This is a genomic window from bacterium, from assembly GCA_041648665.1.
GTDB lineage: Bacteria > UBA10199 > UBA10199 > 2-02-FULL-44-16 > JAAZCA01 > JAFGMW01.
In genome coordinates this window covers 1-18,093 of sequence record JBAZOP010000008.1, presented here as the reverse complement: position 1 = coordinate 18,093, position 18,093 = coordinate 1, and the positions used below count along the sequence as shown (strand labels likewise).

General features: G+C 55.6%; 31 protein-coding genes. 29 read left to right on the top strand and 2 right to left on the bottom strand.

Annotation, left to right across the window (positions count from 1 at the left end):
• Nucleotides 1–219 precede the first annotated feature (219 nt).
• A complete protein-coding gene (locus WC683_04930; protein ID MFA4971935.1) occupies nt 220–843 on the bottom strand; it encodes a hypothetical protein in 624 nt (207 codons plus the stop codon).
• A 49-nt stretch (nt 844–892) separates the two neighbouring features.
• Here WC683_04930 and WC683_04925 point away from each other — a divergent pair, with 49 nt between their 5' ends.
• From WC683_04925 to WC683_04845, 17 genes are all read left to right on the top strand, one after another.
• Nucleotides 893–1,996, top strand: a complete 1,104-nt coding sequence (locus WC683_04925) for a ComEC/Rec2 family competence protein (protein ID MFA4971934.1) — start codon at nt 893–895, stop codon at nt 1,994–1,996.
• Entirely contained in the window at nt 1,993–2,208 is a 216-nt protein-coding gene (locus WC683_04920) for a DUF3006 domain-containing protein (protein ID MFA4971933.1), read from the top strand. The genes WC683_04925 and WC683_04920 overlap by 4 nt, the downstream gene beginning before the upstream one ends.
• A 772-nt stretch (nt 2,209–2,980) precedes the next feature.
• Nucleotides 2,981–3,397, top strand: coding sequence for a hypothetical protein (locus WC683_04915; GenBank protein MFA4971932.1), 417 nt, complete (start codon nt 2,981–2,983; stop codon nt 3,395–3,397).
• A complete protein-coding gene (locus WC683_04910) occupies nt 3,394–3,564 on the top strand; it encodes a hypothetical protein (protein MFA4971931.1) in 171 nt (56 codons plus the stop codon). Before WC683_04915 ends, WC683_04910 begins: the two co-directional genes overlap by 4 nt.
• Nucleotides 3,561–3,704, top strand: coding sequence for a hypothetical protein (locus WC683_04905; GenBank protein ID MFA4971930.1), 144 nt, complete (start codon nt 3,561–3,563; stop codon nt 3,702–3,704). The genes WC683_04910 and WC683_04905 overlap by 4 nt, the downstream gene beginning before the upstream one ends.
• Before the next feature lie 59 nt (nt 3,705–3,763).
• Nucleotides 3,764–4,108, top strand: a complete 345-nt coding sequence (locus WC683_04900; protein ID MFA4971929.1) for a hypothetical protein — start codon at nt 3,764–3,766, stop codon at nt 4,106–4,108.
• Nucleotides 4,108–4,269 (top strand): hypothetical protein, encoded by a 162-nt coding sequence (locus tag WC683_04895; GenBank protein ID MFA4971928.1) that lies wholly within the window; start codon nt 4,108–4,110, stop codon nt 4,267–4,269. Before WC683_04900 ends, WC683_04895 begins: the two co-directional genes overlap by 1 nt.
• Nucleotides 4,270–4,395 (top strand): hypothetical protein, encoded by a 126-nt coding sequence (locus WC683_04890; GenBank protein ID MFA4971927.1) that lies wholly within the window; start codon nt 4,270–4,272, stop codon nt 4,393–4,395. It begins immediately after the preceding gene.
• Between the two features lie 112 nt (nt 4,396–4,507).
• Nucleotides 4,508–4,654, top strand: a complete 147-nt coding sequence (locus tag WC683_04885; GenBank protein MFA4971926.1) for a hypothetical protein — start codon at nt 4,508–4,510, stop codon at nt 4,652–4,654.
• Nucleotides 4,654–5,505, top strand: coding sequence for a ParB N-terminal domain-containing protein (locus WC683_04880; protein MFA4971925.1), 852 nt, complete (start codon nt 4,654–4,656; stop codon nt 5,503–5,505). Before WC683_04885 ends, WC683_04880 begins: the two co-directional genes overlap by 1 nt.
• A complete protein-coding gene (locus WC683_04875) occupies nt 5,502–5,735 on the top strand; it encodes a hypothetical protein (GenBank protein ID MFA4971924.1) in 234 nt (77 codons plus the stop codon). Before WC683_04880 ends, WC683_04875 begins: the two co-directional genes overlap by 4 nt.
• Nucleotides 5,735–5,983, top strand: a complete 249-nt coding sequence (locus WC683_04870; protein MFA4971923.1) for a hypothetical protein — start codon at nt 5,735–5,737, stop codon at nt 5,981–5,983. Before WC683_04875 ends, WC683_04870 begins: the two co-directional genes overlap by 1 nt.
• Nucleotides 5,984–5,986: 3 nt before the next feature.
• Complete coding sequence (locus WC683_04865; GenBank protein ID MFA4971922.1) at nt 5,987–6,709, top strand: hypothetical protein; 723 nt, start codon at nt 5,987–5,989, stop codon at nt 6,707–6,709.
• Nucleotides 6,710–6,715: 6 nt separating this feature from the next.
• Complete coding sequence (locus tag WC683_04860; protein ID MFA4971921.1) at nt 6,716–6,949, top strand: hypothetical protein; 234 nt, start codon at nt 6,716–6,718, stop codon at nt 6,947–6,949.
• Nucleotides 6,950–7,261 carry a hypothetical protein gene (locus tag WC683_04855; GenBank protein ID MFA4971920.1) on the top strand — a complete coding sequence of 104 codons (312 nt, stop codon included), beginning with the start codon at nt 6,950–6,952 and terminating at the stop codon, nt 7,259–7,261.
• Complete coding sequence (locus WC683_04850) at nt 7,261–7,461, top strand: hypothetical protein (GenBank protein ID MFA4971919.1); 201 nt, start codon at nt 7,261–7,263, stop codon at nt 7,459–7,461. The genes WC683_04855 and WC683_04850 overlap by 1 nt, the downstream gene beginning before the upstream one ends.
• Complete coding sequence (locus WC683_04845) at nt 7,461–7,748, top strand: hypothetical protein (GenBank protein MFA4971918.1); 288 nt, start codon at nt 7,461–7,463, stop codon at nt 7,746–7,748. Before WC683_04850 ends, WC683_04845 begins: the two co-directional genes overlap by 1 nt.
• Before the next feature lie 81 nt (nt 7,749–7,829).
• Here the strand turns inward: WC683_04845 and WC683_04840 are convergent, their stop codons facing one another.
• A complete protein-coding gene (locus tag WC683_04840) occupies nt 7,830–7,985 on the bottom strand; it encodes a hypothetical protein (protein MFA4971917.1) in 156 nt (51 codons plus the stop codon).
• A 3-nt stretch (nt 7,986–7,988) separates the two neighbouring features.
• Between WC683_04840 and WC683_04835 the strand changes: the two genes are divergently transcribed.
• From WC683_04835 to WC683_04780, 12 genes are all read left to right on the top strand, one after another.
• Entirely contained in the window at nt 7,989–9,449 is a 1,461-nt protein-coding gene (locus tag WC683_04835) for a hypothetical protein (protein ID MFA4971916.1), read from the top strand.
• Nucleotides 9,450–9,691: 242 nt separating this feature from the next.
• Nucleotides 9,692–10,009, top strand: a complete 318-nt coding sequence (locus WC683_04830; GenBank protein MFA4971915.1) for an HNH endonuclease — start codon at nt 9,692–9,694, stop codon at nt 10,007–10,009.
• A gap of 252 nt (nt 10,010–10,261) precedes the next feature.
• Entirely contained in the window at nt 10,262–10,648 is a 387-nt protein-coding gene (locus WC683_04825) for a hypothetical protein (protein ID MFA4971914.1), read from the top strand.
• A gap of 420 nt (nt 10,649–11,068) precedes the next feature.
• Nucleotides 11,069–12,742, top strand: coding sequence for a hypothetical protein (locus WC683_04820; protein MFA4971913.1), 1,674 nt, complete (start codon nt 11,069–11,071; stop codon nt 12,740–12,742).
• Nucleotides 12,742–13,668, top strand: coding sequence for a hypothetical protein (locus tag WC683_04815; protein MFA4971912.1), 927 nt, complete (start codon nt 12,742–12,744; stop codon nt 13,666–13,668). Before WC683_04820 ends, WC683_04815 begins: the two co-directional genes overlap by 1 nt.
• Before the next feature lie 47 nt (nt 13,669–13,715).
• Nucleotides 13,716–14,393, top strand: a complete 678-nt coding sequence (locus tag WC683_04810; GenBank protein ID MFA4971911.1) for a hypothetical protein — start codon at nt 13,716–13,718, stop codon at nt 14,391–14,393.
• Nucleotides 14,393–14,788, top strand: a complete 396-nt coding sequence (locus WC683_04805; protein ID MFA4971910.1) for a hypothetical protein — start codon at nt 14,393–14,395, stop codon at nt 14,786–14,788. The genes WC683_04810 and WC683_04805 overlap by 1 nt, the downstream gene beginning before the upstream one ends.
• Nucleotides 14,785–14,997 carry a hypothetical protein gene (locus tag WC683_04800; GenBank protein MFA4971909.1) on the top strand — a complete coding sequence of 71 codons (213 nt, stop codon included), beginning with the start codon at nt 14,785–14,787 and terminating at the stop codon, nt 14,995–14,997. The genes WC683_04805 and WC683_04800 overlap by 4 nt, the downstream gene beginning before the upstream one ends.
• Nucleotides 14,997–15,410 (top strand): hypothetical protein, encoded by a 414-nt coding sequence (locus WC683_04795; GenBank protein MFA4971908.1) that lies wholly within the window; start codon nt 14,997–14,999, stop codon nt 15,408–15,410. The genes WC683_04800 and WC683_04795 overlap by 1 nt, the downstream gene beginning before the upstream one ends.
• The gene (locus WC683_04790) at nt 15,407–16,357 is read left to right on the top strand and encodes a hypothetical protein (protein MFA4971907.1); all 951 of its coding nucleotides are present in this window, start codon (nt 15,407–15,409) and stop codon (nt 16,355–16,357) included. Before WC683_04795 ends, WC683_04790 begins: the two co-directional genes overlap by 4 nt.
• Nucleotides 16,358–16,864: 507 nt before the next feature.
• Nucleotides 16,865–17,053, top strand: a complete 189-nt coding sequence (locus WC683_04785) for a hypothetical protein (protein ID MFA4971906.1) — start codon at nt 16,865–16,867, stop codon at nt 17,051–17,053.
• Between the two features lie 548 nt (nt 17,054–17,601).
• A complete protein-coding gene (locus tag WC683_04780) occupies nt 17,602–17,931 on the top strand; it encodes a hypothetical protein (GenBank protein ID MFA4971905.1) in 330 nt (109 codons plus the stop codon).
• Nucleotides 17,932–18,093 lie beyond the last annotated feature (162 nt).

Here is an 18,093-nt window from a genome sequence, read left to right as displayed (position 1 = left end):
TGCGAGGAAAAGAAAACGAGGACGCAAAGAATGAGTAATACAATCCATATCACGTATGCAAGACTACCCATGAAGATCGGTAAGAGCAGAAGACATATCAGTGAGATTATGACGATTGCCGAGAGAAATGCCAGGAACTCTTTCATATGAAAAAAGATAGCGATTTCAAATGATTATTTTATGGGTAGTCCATCCTTCGTTTGAGGGGATTATCGAACTTTACCGCTTCTTCTCTTCCAGTACCGGAAGGAGCCCGTTGATCTGCCGATTGATCCCATTGAGCACCTCGGCCAGCTGGTCGAGATCCGCCTTGCGTTCGTCGTGATAATCCTTCTGCATCTTCGCGAGATCGCTGATATCTTGGTAGAGCGCCATCAAAGGCTGAGCGATCGCGGCAGGGAAGGTCACGATATCGCGCAAGAACTCCTGGTAGACTCCGCTCGTGGTGAAATCGAGGCTCCTTTCAATGAGGATATCGAACGCACGTTCATCGCTGTACGGGGTATCGGATCGAATGATGTCGCGGATGCGCGCCAGATCGTAAAACAGTCCAGCCGAGACGTTTCGGATTCGCTCTTCCCGATCGGCCAGCGCCGTCATCGCTGAACTGTACAGCCCAAAGAGGGCTGCTACGAATGCACCGAAGAGGATTGCAAGGACTTCTTTGAATCCCTCGATCGACATCATCACTGCGGGAATGACGGGGAGGTTCATCCATAAGCCAATACCAATAGCCGCGAGGACGATACCAATGACGATTGTAATTGATGCAAGAAGGATTTCTGGAAACCGTTCGAATACGGGGTATAGTCGCATGGATAGATTTTCGTCGTAGGATCCCATAAGCAGATGTCAGGATAACATTTTTTTCCTCTATTCGCTCAGGATCGCTATGGATACTCGAGCTGTTGCCCTTCTTCTGATCCTCCTCTGCATCCTCGCGGCAGGCTGCACGTCGACGAAGCCTGGAGGGGTGAACGCCTCGACCACGACGGTCGTCGCGACCCCCTCGACCACCGTTCCCGCTGTATCGGGATCGCTCGTCGTCCGGATCCTCAACGTCGGGCAGGGCGACGCGATCCTGCTGCAATCGAATGGGAAGACGATGCTCGTCGACGCGGGCCCGACCTCCGCGGGGTCCTCGGTCGTCTCGACCCTGCGAGGCCTCGGCATCAGCTCGCTCGATATCGTGGTCGCGACGCATCCCCACGAGGACCATATCGGCGGCATGCAGGCCGTCCTTGCCGCCTTCCCCGTGAAGGCCTTCGTGGATCCGGGCTACCCGCACACGACGTCGACGTATGAGAAGATGCTCGAGACGATCGACGCGAAGAATATCCCCTTCCGGACCGTGACGGCTGGCGACACGATCGCCTGGGATCCGTCCGTCGCGATCGCCGTCTATAACCCGCAGGCATCGTTCGTCGACGACATCAACGAGAACTCGATCGTGCTCAAGGTCGTGCACGGCTCGACGGTCCTCCTCCTCGAGGGCGATGCCGGGACAGTCGCCGAGTCCGTGATGGCGAGGCAGGACCTCGATGCGGATATCCTGAAAGTGGGACACCATGGGAGCAGCTCTGCCTCTAGTGCCGCCTTCCTCGCGAAGGTCTCGCCGGAGACGAGCGTGATCTCGGTCGGGGCCGGCAACTCCTACGGCCACCCGACCGCGGTCACGCTGCAGCGGCTCGTGCAGGCGGGATCGACGGTCTACCGGACCGACCAGGACGGCACGGTCACCATCACGTCGACGGGCTCGGGCTACACGGTGACGACCGCGAAGACCCCGGCCGCCTCTGCCACGGTGTCCGCGACGATGACGGTCCCCTCGAGTGCCGTCTGTTCGTGCACCGGCAACCTCTACAACTGCGGGGACTTCGCGACGAAGGCGGCAGCCCAGGCCTGTTATGACTACTGTATCACCCGGGGGAAAGGAGACGTGCACCGGCTTGATGGGACGGATGGCGACGGCCAGGTCTGCGAGGCGCTACCATGAAGTTCACAGTCGATAGAATCGAAGACGGGATTATCGTCCTGCTCCTAAGGGTAGACGAGAGCGTGAAGGTGGAGCTACCGAAAGTGGTCGCGCCAACCCTCCGCGAGGGCGATGTCGTCGACCTCACGATCACGAAGGATGAGCTGGAGACGAATGCCGCGAAGCAGCGGGTTTCATCGCTCATCGAGAAGCTGAAGAATAAGCAGAAGTGACACTTTCACCCCGCTCGCCCCTGGTTGTTATCTGCCGTTCCGGCGAGGATGTAGCTGTGCGGCGGACGGTGCGACGGCAGCCCTTCCGCGAGCCGCGCAATCGTGCGGAACAATGGCTCCGAGAGGATGCTTTAACAGATCGGGATTCCCGAGATGCCCCCGGGAGGCGTCTCGCGATACCAACCGGCGCCCCGCGGGCTGCCGGGACGCACTACACTTCTGATTCTATCGTACATGGGAGAGTACATTCGATACTATCAACCGTGAGGCAATCGGGGATGTATATTGATATAAACAGTTATAGACCCCATAGCGAATTATGGAGCATATTCTTGACGTTGTCCACGGATGGTTTATTGGATATACCTTTGTTATACGAATTCCCCCAGAATACAGGGAGAGAATGAAGATTACTGGTAATTCAAAATTCCTCGCGAAGCAGGATGACACCGGGCGGCTCATCTACGAGCCGATGTAAACCTGTTATGATCTTCTGAGAATGATTGTCGCAGAAGTCGATGTCGTTATACTGCATGTCCCCTCTTTCTTTATATCTGCCCGCCTCTGGCCCCGATAGGGTCGTCGCCTTCTGTGCGGCTACCACGAGATGGTCCCGCCCAACATGGGAACGACCATCTTTTTCAGATCTGCCGATCCAGGGTGCCCGAGGAGGAAATTGTGAGAGGAGAATATTGTCGAGGAGAATATTGTGGGGGGAGGAAATTGTGAGAGGAGAATATTGTCGAGGAGAATATTGTGGGGGGAGGAAATTGTGAAAGACATCCTGCAGGTGATCGCGGACTATCTGCCGACCTCGGATCTCTCGGCAGCAGAAGGGGAACTGGTGACAGGGTATTTTCTCGTACTCAAGGCCACCAAATCCCCTTCGCAGACGTACATGAAGACCCGGTTCTATGCCCTGATCGTGGCGATGGGCTTCCTGCACCGCGTAGGGGGGAGGCTCGATACCGTCACGACGATGCAGGCCCTTCTTGCCCTGGACGCCATCCGGGAGTCCAAAGCCACATACAGCCAGAACTATCGCCGGGTCGTGATGCATATCTTCAAGCAGGTCCTCGACGGGATCGATTCGCTCATTCTTGACAAGGCCAAGATCCAGAAAATAAAACAGAAAAGTATATCACATGGCATGATATTGTTATACATATGGGATACGAAGCCCAAGTGAATAGCAGACTGACGACTCGCCAGATCGAGACTCTGCAGAAGATGGTCGATCTTGGGTATGCCTCCGATGTCAGCGGCGCGATCCGCTACCTCATCGATCGCCAGGCCGATGCGCTGGGGACCACGGTGCCGACGCATGCCAATGCCAAAGGGGGCGAGACGTCATGAAAGAGATCACGCGCCAGGAGCTCGCGAGGATGGAATCCGTGGATATCCTTGCGTATGCCGTCTGGATGCGCCGTATCGACGCAGGAACAGCGAGAATCATCGAGGAGGAATCGAATTGTCAGCAAAAAGCACCAGCATAGGGGTAGCCGCCTCTCACGGCCTAGGAAACTGCGAGGGCACCGCTACACCCCGTCAATCATTGGTACTGAAAGATAATACCTTCGCCGCTCTGGCGGCGGATGCGGCTCCGCATACCGAGACCGAGCGAGGCCTCTGGAGCCGTCCGGATGCCGTGCCCACGAAGGGTATCGTCCGGCGCATCGTCGAGGTTCAGGACATATACGCGAAGACAGGCAAGCCGTTCGAGCCGCACTGCGATACCTGCGGGATCTGCCTGTTCCTCGAGAGGGTGAAGGCCCGGAGGAAGCACGCGGTCAATTTCTGCGGGGAGAGTGGGAAAGCGTGCTATGCCGTCCACGAGTGCAAGTTCGGCGGACCCGTGCTGGCGATCGTCCAGGAGCTCGCGCCCATGGAGGGATGCTGATGGTCCGGTGCGAATGCTGCGGGCAGATCGTCCCTGATGGATGCATCGAAGTCAAGGTCGAGTGCGAGGAAGAGGATGTCCGGCCGCTCTTCATCGTTACGGGGTATTCCTGTCCGGGATGCGGTCATGAGGTTCATTATCCGGCTGAGGAGGTGGCCTAGATGGCGGACCGCTTCGAGGGCCGCAATGATTGCCGGTGCGCGAACTGCACCTGCACCGACGACGATACCTGCGATCGCTGCGAGTCCGAGGCGAAGGCCGTCGAGGAACTCCGGGGGTATGACTGATGCCGGACCTCATTGACGGCTGCCCGGAGTGCGAGGAGATCGCCCTCTGCCTCGAGTGCGAGGAGACGGACGAGCTCGCGTGCGCCCGGTGCTCTGTCGGGAGGGATGCCTGATGGCGATATTCTTTTGCCAAGGCGAAGAGTGCAACCGCCCGTGTCTTCTGTCGACCGACGACGATATCCAAGATGTTCGAACGCCAGATACCTGCCCGTGGGGAGAGGTCAAACCGGCGTGGAAGTCGCTCGACGAGGTGATCTGATGGTCGCCATCCCCTTAGGCAAGATCATCCAGCACAAGGAGACGCAGCCCCGCGTCACCATCGATGAAGCGATCGTGGACGAGTACAGCGAGGATATGAAGCAGGGCGCGGTCTTCCCCGCTATTGACGTCTTCCAGATCGACGGCCATTACGTCATCGTCGATGGCTACCACCGCTATCATGCAGCCTTGAAGGCGGGCCTGACCGGGCTCGACTGCACGGTCTTCCAGGGCACGATCCGCGATGCCATTCTCTATGCGCTGGGGGCGAATGCGAATCACGGGTTCCGCCGGACGAACGAGGACAAGCGGATCGCGGTCGAGAAGATGTTGAAAGACCCGGAATGGAGTACCTGGTCTGATGGCATGATCGCGACGAAGTGTCACGTCTCTGACGTACTTGTGAGGAAGCTCCGCAGTGAAAGCTTGCCAAAATTACCTAGCTTTTCACCCTCCGGTGAACGGAAGTATGTCACCAAGAACGGGCATGTCGCCACCATGAAAACCGCCAATATTGGCAAAGAACAGAAGAAGAGCCCGTTCCAAACAGGAAAACAGATCTTCGATCACAAGTTCGACGACCATGCGATCGCTGAAGAGAAGGCCGCCGAGATTCCAGCAGTGAAGCGGGAGGAACCCCCTACCCCGGTACCAGCTCCGGTACGGAGGGATCCGCCGAAACCCATGCCGGTCATCACCCGTGCCGGGACGACCTGCCGAATCGTGGCCGATAGCATGGATCAGAAGATCCTTCAGGCAATCATCCGGGAAGGGCTCGCCGACACGCTCGACGAAGCCGCGCAGTTCGTCTTCGATTCTGGTATTGAATCGGTGCAGGAGCGGTTCTCATGAACAACGCACCGATCATCTCACTCAGTGCCGATGCGACGGTCTGGTGGCGGGACCCAAAGGGCAGGCGGATCGCGGCCTGGGTGACGAGCGTGAACCGCAAGACCGGCACGGCCATCATCGAGTACATGGACGCGACCCGTCAGACCTTCCGGCAGCTCGTCAACGCTGCGGATCTCGATCCCCGGCCCCTGCCGGTGTCGGCGACGCCATCGCGCCGCCGAGGGCGGTGATGGCGATGCATGAAGGATGGCAGAAGCCACCAACGGATCTCATGCAGGCACTCCACTACTTCCCCCGGGGCCGTTCAACGAGCCTCTGCGGGCTCCACAAACGGGCACCCGGCGAGGTCATCGATGCCGATGGCGATCTCCTGTGCGACGAGTGCGAGCGCCTGTTCGCGTGGACGCGGCCGAACGCGACCCACGGCCGGTATCGCGCCGATCCCAGCTCGGGCCTCATCGTGCCGCAGGGGGCCTAGAGGATGGCAAAGATTGCCCTGGAGGCGCCGATGTTCAAGAAGATGGTCGCGGCGCTCAAGGACACGATCGGCGAAGGCCGCCTCCACTACGAGGATAATCGCCTCTGGCTGCGGAGCGTCGATGCCAGCAACTCCGCCATGATCGCCGTCACGTGCGAGAAGGAGGCGTTCCTCTCCGCGGACGGCAAGCCCGCGACGTGGTGCATGAACCTCAAGCAGCTCCACGAAGCTCTCTCGAAATGCAGCATCGCCGAGAACGACGACGCTGTGATCGAGGTCACGAAGGCCCGGACACAGATCACGATCGGCCAGGTCGAGATGACGTTCGCGAACCTCGACGAGAAGACCGTGCGCCAGGATCCGAACGAGCCGAGAGCCGATCTCGCCACGAAGGCCCTGATCGGTGCAGCTGCACTCCAGGAGTCGCTCAAGGTGGCGCAGGCCTTCAACGACAAGGTGAAGGTGATGATCCACGGCGATGTCGTCTGTTTCGAGAGCGGAGACGAGGATATCGGAACACGGGTCTTCGTCAAGCTCACCGCGGATGGTGTGCAGGGTGATGCCTTCGGCCTCTACTCGCTTGAGTACCTGAAGGCCATCATCAAGCATCTCGACGGTGAGGTCGGGATCGCGATGGCAGACAAGCAGCCGATCCTGCTCACGTGGAGCATCGGTGGCGGGATAGGGTTCACGTACCTCCTCGCGCCCAGAATCGAGCAGGAGTGAGGGGTCATGCTACCAGTTGTCGAAGGCCATTACGTGAGTCACCGTCCCGATCCGGCGGTGCGAGCCCGCATCCACGCGGAGATACGCGATCAGTGGATGCCGACGCATGCCCGTTACAACGAGCAGGGGTGGAGGAGCCCGAATGTCCGCGATCTTCGGGGCCTGCATAAGCAGCCCTTGAGGGCGTTCATGGTGCGTCTGCGCTACGTCGTGCGGAGCCTCTTCAGGGGGTCGAGGTAGATGGGGCGGGGTACGTGTAGGGACTGCGGCTCCGATGTCCGTTACTTCGCGGGGAAGGGCACGTCGATCAAGAATGTGCGATGTTCGAAGTGCGGCGGTGAGGTGGTGGGGAAGACCGTCGGGAAGACGGGCGCGAACAAGGGAAAAAAAGCCGAGCGATGCGTCCTCTGTGGTCGGAGGATCTTCAAGGCCGAGCACCCTCCCCACCCATTCCGTGGCCGCTGGATCAGCGATGAGAACACCGTCCATCCGGCGGGTAGTGCGGTCTGCTGTTTCCATGATATCGTGGATGTCTCCATGGAGGTGCAGTGATGTCCTGCCCGATGTCAGGGGCCGATAACGGAACCCACTATGAAAAGGGTGAGGAGTGCGATCCCGTCGAAGGGAAACCGATCCTTCAGGCGATCTACGATATGAGCTCCGAGATCAAGCACGGCATCCAGGAGTACGGGAATATCTGCGGCTATGTCCGGACCGAAGCCAAGCAGGTCATCGCAGGAAAGGGATGCTGATGCCGCCGATTCTCGCGCGGCTCGTCTGTCAGGCGTGCGGAGCCTGCGGACTCCCCATCGAAGGGGAAGCGCACTATGAGCCGTCCTACGATCGGCACTTCTGCCATCGATGCTACATGATGGATTGCCTCTTCATGCCGTCCCGAAAGAGCGGACAACAGAACCTCGACGGCATACAGATCGGGCTCGTGAGGAAGCATCCATCCCATCGGCATCAGGCACGCGGCTTCTCGCATGGAAAGCCCGGCAAAACCACTGCACGAACCTCACCAGCCGAGACCATCTGATCTCTGCGAGGGTATCGGATGGTCTCTCTCCTCTCGACGGAGGGGGAGACCGCATCTCCCCCATCGGCCTCGCGTCTAGCCTCAGCGCATCCCCACTATCTCGCGGACCTTCTGACCTTCCATCACGACGGGAAAGATCACGATCTGAAGAGGCTCCTGATCCCCGATGGTGCAAAGCTTTCTATCATGGTCAGTCAGATCGCGCCCGCGAGTAAGACCGGCGATCGGACCTATCACCGGGTGCGGAGAAGGATTCTTCGGCTGAAATCTCTCGGATTAGTGTCTCTATTCTTCGGAGTGTCCGGCATCCAGTATGATGAGAAACCGGGATACTACTGCGCCCCGACCGTACAGTTACTAGACTTGATTAGGCAAGTGCAAAATTCAAACCTAGTGCAAACAGCCCCGGATAAGGAAAATATCGATCCGCTGTACAGAATCCCGCAACGATGCCGGCCCGAGAGAATCGAGGCGGCGAAACGCCTGATGCGGATCTCCGATCATGATCTCTTTGTCCGTAAACCAAAGCCCGGCATCGAGAAGCCGGATAAGAAAAACCCAGATCACTGGCAGATCGATCCCTCATTGCGATCAAAGCTCTGGGATGTGAACACCTGGTATGATGATTACACGGCCGATGTCAAGGACCGGAAGATCCTCTTCCGGACACGCGACCCGGCAAAAAACGACGTACTGACATTACCCTATCGCACGCGCTTTACGGACGACCATCGCAAGATCGACGCCCTCACGGAATTTGAAACCGCGTTCACCATAGCAAGCAAGGCGTATCAGTCCGGCGTCTTCCTCACCCTCACGACCGCACCGCCTCAAGGCGGCTGGCATCCGTCACTCTGGCACGCGAACCGGCACTTCGGGAAAGCATGGAACCGCTACACGTCCCTGCTCGCGAGGCGTAAGTATCGAAACGAACTGAAGATCCTAAAAGATGCCGATTACTCTCCCGAAGAACTCGAAGCGCTCCTCACAGAAGACGAATCAAAACTCCCTCCCTCGAAGCCCCGAAAGAAGAAGACGCCCGGCCCGGATATCGACCTCTCGAAACCCGGTGCCTCGCGATGGAAGAGGCGTCTAGAAGAAATCTCCTCGGGAGAAACTTCCGCGGGAGAAAATTCCTCGGGAGAAAATTCCTCCGAGACAATTTCCTCATCGAAGCGAAAAAAATCATCGGCAGGGATGCGGCCGATCTATCTCGCCGTCTATGAATTTCAGGAAAACGGGCTCCTGCATTCCCACATTATCATATTCGGGATCCGGTATCTTGAACAGCAAAACAAAATCTCGAAGGACTGGGAGCGGTGCGGACAGGGCTCTATTGTAAAACCGATTTCAATCAAGAACGATAACGGCGTGTGGAATTGGAGACGTGAACAGCCGGCCGACTGCAAAGGACAGAAGCCGGAAGCTTATCTGAAAAAATATCTCAAGAAAGCCCTTTTCGGGGAATCAGGTTTCTCTCTCTATTGGTCCGTGAATAAACGCTTCTCCTCGATGAGCCGCCGGCTCCAGGTCAAGAAAAACAAGCCGGCCCCTACGGGATTTTGGAAATGCCTCGGCTCCTGGAAAGAGAACGAAATACCGCTCTGGGTGTACGAAGCGAACCGGGGCGCGCCGGTCCTCGCGAATTGGGGAGGATGGGAGATCATGAAACGACACTCGCCGGGGGAACCGGCCTTCTAGTCCGCTCCCTCGACGAGCGGCGCGGAATCTGTAAAGCCATCAGAACTCATAACGGAGGGTAAAGAAATGTTAGCCTCGACAGTATCAACGAATCTAGAAAATCACCTTGAGATCCGGACCCGGGATGGGAAGAGGTACTTCCGGTCGAAGACAACCTCCCAGGAGATCGGGATCTCTCCGAAGGAATTCGGACAGCATATGAAACTTCTGGCGGAAACATCAGATCGCTTCGATATCCGGATATGGTCCCGGAGATCGCACACCTGGTATGTCTGTCCGAAGGGCCGATCATGAGCTCCCGGAGATCCCGACCTCCCCGGCAGGTATGGCTAGCGCTCCGGACCATGATCCTAGAGCGGGACGGCTTCACCTGTCAGGAGTGCGGCACATGGCGCGACCTCACCATCCATCATATACGTACTCGAGAAGCCGGCGGACCCGACAGCCCGGAGAACCTGATCACTCTCTGCCGGGACTGCCATACAAGACTGCATCAGCCTCGCGGCGTCCGGGTGGCGACCGTCGATACAGGGGACTCTCCCGCGCGGTCGGCCCCCTGACCCCCCGGCCTCCCCCTCTGGCGGCGCGTGCCGGCGGCGCGGCGCGGCGTGCGTTAGATACTTATGTACCAGATACTTCTCCCCCCTACATTTCGCACAGATACGAACATTCGAGATCATACTAACAGTCCGCAACCACGCGAACAGTATGAAAATATCTCGATGCTGCTTTCTCATTACAGTATTTTAAACCCTCTGGTGATTCCGTTCCCATAACAAGAGGTTTATATGAGGAATTGAAACGCTGTATCTATGGCTATAATGCCTCTCGCCCACGAGAACACCGCGCACCCCGAAGCGGTCGCGGTCGTCGAACGCATCGAATCAGTCGAACACCAGATCGAGAAGGCCATCACGCCGGACAACCGCGCGACCCTCACGCCGATCCTGCAGAAGCTCCAGGAGATGAAGTACAAGATCACAGCCGCCGGCGTCGCAGGTCTTGCACTCGCGCAGGGTGCGGCAGCTGAGATGTGCTGGACCTCGATCACGGACATCCTCGACGGCATCACAAGCTACATGCTTCCGAGCTTCCTCGGGCTGGTAACGGGCGCGGTCCCGCTGCTCATCGTGCTCGCGGTCGTCGGCTTCGTGATGAAGTTCCTGGATCGCATCCTCGAAATGCTGTCCCTCCGGTAAGAGAAGGATTCAATATCGGGACCACGTACACATCTCCATGCAGAGGAAAGGGCACACTACCACGGCCCCCCTCTCTCTATTCGTTCTCGTTTTCGGACTCATCTTCCTGCTCCTCGTCGTTTCGCCGGCGTCAGCGCATACCGTGACGATATCCGATCTGGGACTCGTCGATGCACAGGAAATTTATATCTATAACTCATCGAGCGGATTCAACAGCGTGGAAGCCGTGGTCAATTCGTCGGGGGGGACAGTCAGCCTCGACGCGAATTATTCTTATATGTTCGTAATTCGGCCGACAGCCGTTAAATCGTGGATGTCTCCCCAAGGACTCCTCGATAACACGATCAACTTCATCAACGCCTATGGGTTTCAGGTAATCGTAATCTGCTTCCTGGGCGCTCTGATTCTCCGGGGGCGCAAATGATCATGAAACGGATCTATGTGGTTTCCATCCTCGCGATCCTTCTGCTGCTCGCTCTGGCAGGCCCGGCAGCGGCCAATGGCGACGATTACGGCATCGCACTCAAAAACGGGACCGTGGAATATTCCGGGACCGTCACGGAAGATCACACCTATTACGTTGCGATGAATCAGTACTGGAGTGGCGATCCGTATCCTCTCGGACTCAAATACAACGCCACGACCGATAAAACGCCGTACCAAATCAATTATCCAAATTCACCCCTTAAAAATGCGAGTTATAAAATATTTTCTCAAATACCTCTAACAATCGTTGATACACTATACTTCCGCGATCCAACCTCGCAAGTACCTGTAGTCAATGTCACGCTGACGATATACAAACAGTCGGTAAAGGATAACGATGAGCATTATGTGAATATATACGGTCTATTCAGCAATTTTAACACGACCTATGCAGCAAGCAAGACGGGCGAAGTATCTCTCCAATCCGTCCCCCTATCCATCCATAGCGCGGCATATTACAATTTTTCGACCGGCAGCGGCTCGACAGGCTCGTTCATGGCTCTGAATCACTCATTTTATTTTTATCGATATAGTGACGGAAAAACGATGCCCGCACAGGATCAGGCATTATCGACAGTAATAGGCGGATTTAAAAACACATATGAAATCGAAAATACAGCCGACCACGCAAAAACGATAACCATTAATCGATACCACCCTGGCTATGATACAGCCTCGACGCTCCGAATCTACGATAACAATTCGATCTTACAGTTCGAACAGGCAGGGACTACGAACGAGACCTTTAATTTTGATTCGGTCAATGCCTTATTCGTTCTGTATTCGAGCATCATAGGCGAGGAAACGATCTTCGATGATCGAATCATTGCCGAAGCCGGTCCCGAGGGAACCGATACCTTTCATATCGCAGTAAAAGATGCCTCGACCGGGGCACTCATCCCCTCCCCGGATATCTCCATAGAGGAGCTATCGACCGGGGCGACGTGGACGTATTCCCCTCCTGATGGCGTACAAACCTCAGACGTCCTGATGCCCGGCCTGCTTTACAACATATCAGCGACGAAAACGGGATACTGGGGATTCTGGCAGAACATGCAACTGATCGGGGGCTGCTATTATCCCGCCTGTTATGGAAACCTCGTGCATTTGAACCTCATCCCGATTTCCACGCCGACCGATCCAAATAAAACAACGGCAGCGTTCCGGGTATATTTCCAAGATACGGCATATCAGGGCGATCAGCCGGTTTCAGGGGCGACCATCATCCTATCCCATACGGGATATACTGACATGTACGGCAGCACGAATGCGAACGGAATCGAAGCTTTTTTCGTGAACAAATCGGTCGAATATACCTATCAAATCACGAAAACGGGTTATTATGCGGCATCAGGCTCGTTCAATATCAGCGATCCGACGCCGATCCTCGTGCGGATGTATCTCGCACCGCAAGGCACGCCGGCCGTGACCACGCTCCCGACCCCGGTCCTCTCCCTGACCTCGACGCCGAATTACATGGAAGATAACGCGGCACGCCGTGCGAAAGAAAACGAACTCGGAAACATGGTGTACGGCGCATCGACCGGCATCGCCGGCCTTTTCATATGTTGGATCGTCATCGGAATCTTGAAAGGGATGGGCAAATAATGATCGGCCGGCGCATCCCCTCGCTGCTCATCGCCCTGATCCTCATCATGGCGCCGGCATCAGCCGCGACCTATCAGGTAAACGAGGGGACATACTATCAACTGTATCATGATCTCCCGTGGCTCGCCGCACAGGGGGACCGCACCGATTTCGATGCAGCCGCCGGAGAGATCAACGTCCAAGGATCAGAGGATGGTTTATGGGAGTATTATCTTGGATTAAATCCCGATTCTGACGTTACTATCAATTTTACAACCTACGGGGGACTGACAGGATCGGCGGAAATCACAAGCACCGAAATCGATATGTTCTCCCGCGAATTCACCATCACGGTAGACGGCATATCGCAATCGAAGGTATATACATCATATTTCGGTTTTCTCTTCTCTCCGATCTATTTCCGGATGTATCCCGCTCGCAACCTCTCCGACGAATTCGACCGGGGAATCATTTACGCACTCGGATCGATGGCATTCTATGAAGAATTCCCGATCAATTCCCAACCCATTCAACGAATTAATTATGCCTCGTCTGACGTGATCGACGGCTATGCAGTCACCGGGGACGCCCTCGCTACGGATGGCCTGCTCGGATACGTCACCACGCGGGAAGGTATGCTCGGCTGGTTTGCGACCTTTCAGGATCTCCTCTCGTGGGTAACGAAATTCGCATCAGCGACGTTCCCGGTAATCGAAACCCTCGTATTCTGGTTTAATCTGATCTTCATTCAGAATATCGTTATTACAGCCGTGCTTTACGTCCTCGGCACGCTCGCGCTCTCCGTCGATAGGGCGAGAGGCGATCCATTCAAAGCGCTCGCTAACTGGTGGAAATACCAGATGAAACTATGGGATTTCATTCAGAGAATGGTTTATTTCGTTCTCGGACTCGCGGAAAAAGTCAAAAATATATTCTGGCCCGTATAGCGTCAGAATAGAGAAATCGGAGCATGTGTATGTCATTAAGTGGTATCATGAGCCGGATTCGGGGAAACGGGCAGGTAAACCCGTTATCCACCGAAGAATACAAAGTATGGCAGGAATTAGAGACAAAGCGTAAAGAGGGGAAGGATCTCGATATCCGGGAAACGCTGCTCCTCGCGCAGCTCGAAGAAGATGCGAAAAAACTCGAAGCTCAAAAAAGAAAAGAAATCCTCGAAGCGAGGAGACATAACCTTGCCGGGAAATCGACCTCGCGCCCGTGGTCGCGAATGTTCGAAAAGAAGGTTCGCATCCTTTCCATCGAACAAAACTGCTCTCACTTCCGGGTAACAGACGTACCGTGGAAGTACGACGGCATCATCATAGATAAATTTTGGGGGAAAGCGGCCGAAATCGGCCCCGATATCATCCCGGCAGAAATCACCATCGGGAACGATACCCGGACAGGCTTTGTTATCGATGGCGATAAAGGGTGCGGCGTCACCGTCAGGCGCTCTGCCGAACCAACTATACAGGTAACCGGCGCCGATGGCAACGTAACGAAAACCTCCCTGATGGATCTTACGGGGACCGCCGGCCTCATGTTCTCGATAGTCGATTCGAAGAAGCTCGGGGACGCCTACGGAACCGATGCAACCACGCGAACAAAAATGATGTATTTCGTTGTCGGCGGGCTCGTCTTCCTGCTCCTCTTCGGAGGGATGATCTAATGTCAGTCCCGGCCCCCGTCAAAGAGGAAAAACAACCGAGCACCCCGCGCGGCCGGCACATCTATTCGGCGGAAATACTCCGGCTCGAAATCATCAGCCGACTCATGGAAGGTCGCGCCGACCTTCAGCGCATCAGCCGCGAACAAAAAGACGTTGAAGCGGCACACGATGCCTTTGCAGAAAAAGGCATCCATCTCCCAGGATGCAAACGATACATTGTCTCGAATCGTGAACTTTCGCCGGCCATCGACGGCATGAGGGAAGATTTCCTCGCTCGCGTCCTCCCGCTGCAACCGGCATTTGGTACGATCGCGTCCCCGGCGGGAGAACCGAAACCGGGCATACTCGACGCGATTATCGGATTAGTGACAGGGAATAAAGGAGAATCAAAATGATAGGAGCGGATATTATCAACATTCCCGATCCGGCCGTATGTGGGACAGCCCTCCGGCACTTTGACACATACCGCGCGGCGTGGGATCTCGCAATGGATTTTGGGACGTTCATGCTTGCGTGCGGCCTCATCGCCGGGATTGTAATCGGCTACTATGCCCGTGAGCACAAGGACCGGATAAAGGAATTCTTCAGGCGTGGGAACTCCTGATGCAGTACAAGGTTGATAACATCCCCGCCGGCGCGGCAGGGATGGCATGGATCGCGGATCAAGTCCGCATCACCCGGCCCGAGCTCGAAACCCTCCCCCGCGTCACCGCATCCTTTCACGTCTATTCAAAGATCCGTGCGTGCATCCGGTACGACAAAGAAAAGTGCGATCAAAATGACCTCGTGAACCTCATCACACAGATCGATGCGAAGCTCCGGGAACTCAGGAACGAATGGGAACCTTCCGAGCATCACGAGGGAGGTTTCGAAGTCACAAACACATATCTTCAACTCGTGGACGATTTCGATTTCCTTCTCGACGATCTGATCACCGCATCCAAGTATTACGAGCGGGCGAAGATCGACTCGTTCAAAGTCCCCGAACGGATCAAGAAAAAACAGGCGGAACCATGACCGAAGCAATCGCGGAATCAATCGAAGAAACACTCGAAAAGTCGGCGGATATCGACGACGAACTCCCCGCAGTCTTCGAAACCTTCATCAAATACTTTCTCGAAATCTCCGGAATCCATCTTCTCGGAATCGGACAGACATACAGCGGGAAAACGCAGAAAGCCTATCAATTTGCAGCGTGGTTAATGGAATTCGATGAAACGATCTGTTGGATCGACTCCGGGAAATCCATCGAAATCAATCCTCTGATAGACATTGCAGCAGACTTCAATCTCCCGGTAAAAGTCATCATCCCCGCCGGATGCAAATTGAGCATCGAGCATGAAACCGTCCCCGTCACGGTCGAAGAGGTGAAGAATCCAAAAAAGATCCCTCTCATGATCGAGCGCGACCATGTAAACATCCTCTCGATCCACCAATTCTTTTTTCAAGATCGGACCTATGCACGGTATATGTCCGAATTTACCACGAGTCTCCTCTATCATGCACGATTGCAAAACCTCGACACGGACCGGCTTGCCATCCTCGCGGACGAATTCGGCATCCTCTGTCCGGGAAACGAGATGCAGAAACAATCGAAGAGCTTAGGGAGGACGGCTTCTCTCGTGGCGGGAAACATGAAGCAGATCAGATCGTGCGGCGTCCGGTATGTGTGTTTTGATCAGGCGTGGACCGGCGTATATCCGCCGGCACGAAGTCAATTCCCATTCTATCTGATCTGCCGGTCCCCCGGCATCCCCCGAAACGCCGGCACGATGGGACGGTATAATTTTGAAAACCTCATGGTGGACGAAGGATATCTCGTCTTCCCACAAAGGCGATGGGATCTGAAATGGGAATTTCCATTCTTCAAAATGAACCCAAAAACAAAAATCAAGGCGTCAGGGCTTGCATCTTATAAGAACAATCGGAAAGAATTTGAAATCGACGACGACGACGAACTATGAGTTTTAAGGACGATTTACGATATGTGGTCCGTGAAAATCCCTGGCAGATCAGAATACTGGTGATCTGCATCGTGCTGCTTGCACTAGGTAGTATCGAAGGGGTGATCACATCCAGATAACGATGCCGGAGCGGTCTACAGTGGCCCTCCTGAGAGGTTTTATCCCCTGGGTGATACCTCGAACCGTCCGGCACCGGAGAACGCGCAAGAAACGCACCACAGAGGCACCGGCATGATCTCATTGCTCGCCCGCATCCTGTACTATCTCGGATATCCGATCTATCCTAGGTGCGGCTCAGCTGTCCGACAGACCGGCATCGAGTGGGATGTTACTTTGAAATGGCAATGCAGGAATCCACGATGCAATGCAACGATGCCGGCGAGGTGGCAACTTTAAAAGGGTGATCTGTATGGCGGACTGTATCGCTCTGAAAAAAAGTACGCTAAAATAAAATGTCAGAAGATAATTTAGAAAGTATTATAATCTTCTGTCACCCTCCAAAATATTATGAAAACCACGTTCAATTATGAAGAACGCCAGCGCGAGATCATGAATCGTGCTATCGCGTCCGGTTTCTTCAGAGATATGACGTCCGTTATCATTTACGGGCTCGAACTCGTGAACCGTGAAAAGAAGCTCGGTGTGAATGGCACTTTCGCACCGCACGCACAGACCCTTGAAGCAATTTCACCTTGAGGTATCGACCATGCAAAAAACCATCACCGATCATGAACTCGCGGAAGTCTCTCGAATCTGTTCAAGAGCGGGCGAAATCTGGCGAGAATGGATAGCAAGCGGAGAAGCGACACTCATCAGGGGCGATCAGGCATGTGTAAGAAACGTGTGATTGATGCCGGCCCCCATCTGTCTCGCCAAAGTCAGGAAGGTAGGCACGGCATCTCTATAGGAAGCGCGTCTGAACAAATATCTTCTCCTCTGAGAGATAGCACTTTCGGCCCGCTGGCAGAGCGCGCGGGACCGGGGATGCAGCGGCGGAAGCTCTGGCCGGCTAGGTCGCTCCGCGATCCGCATCCACATTACCGCATGCGCATCGTCTCCCCGCTGATCCTTGATGCCGTCTGCGATTGCCCGGAATGTGAAGAGGATGCGCGGCTAACGGCGATGGCCGAATCGTGCGTTCTGCTTTGCGAAGACTGCCGCCTGAGTCCAACAGGCGTACAGTATCCGTGCTCTATCCCCGAAGAGGTAAGGGAAGAGATACGGGCAGAACTCCGGGGGTATGAATGATGCCGGCCGTACAATGGCAGGTCATAACCTCCGAGAAGGGGCGGGAGTATCGTGATATCTTCCCCGATTATCGCGCCGCATCCAAGTTCATGACCGATATCGGGGATAAATTCCCCGCGAAGCTCCTAAAGGTCAAGACGATCGGCTCATTCACGACGCGAGAGATCGTCCTGCGAAATCGGAGATCGGAGATCTACCAGTTGGATGAGCTGATCGCCATGCACGAGCGGGATATCGCCCGCGCACAGAAAGCCCTCGCAAACTGCGAAGCCCGGCGCGCAGAGCTGAAAACGGCCTTAAAACTCTCAAAAGGGGTGAGCGCCTGATGCCTCCCCTCCCCGGCTCCGACCTGGCCCGGCGCGCCCGCATCCACGCGGAGATACGCGATCAGTGGATGCCGACGCATGCCCGTTACAACGAGCAGGGGTGGAGGAGCCCGAATGTCCGCGATCTTCGGGGCCTGCATAAGCAGCCCTTGAGGGCGTTCA